This is a genomic window from Pseudomonas sp. 2822-17, assembly GCF_002742485.1.
Classification (GTDB): domain Bacteria; phylum Pseudomonadota; class Gammaproteobacteria; order Pseudomonadales; family Pseudomonadaceae; genus Aquipseudomonas; species Aquipseudomonas cyclaminis.
The window spans coordinates 1-230 of record NZ_LJRZ01000400.1 but is presented as its reverse complement, the minus strand read 5'-3'; the positions used below and the strand labels follow the sequence as shown (position 1 = coordinate 230).

Here is a 230-nt window from a genome sequence, read left to right as displayed (position 1 = left end):
ACTTGGAATCCATAGACGATCATATAACCTAAACCTTGTTTTGAAACAAGGAATTCCCCAACGATCACACCAACCCATGCAAGCCCCACGTTAACTTTTAATGTGGAAATAATAGTAGGGTAGCTAGCTGGCAGTATAACTGAGAAAAAAGATTGTCTTTTCGTAGCTCCAAATGAATAAATCACTTTCAGATAATTTTCATCTACTCCCTTAAAAGCATTGTATACTAC

General features: G+C 36.5%; 1 protein-coding gene. It reads right to left on the bottom strand.

Annotation, left to right across the window (positions count from 1 at the left end; genetic code table 11):
- Positions 1-230 (bottom strand): ABC transporter permease (locus tag AOA60_RS13825; RefSeq protein WP_143522434.1); only part of this gene is annotated, 230 nt, incomplete at both ends.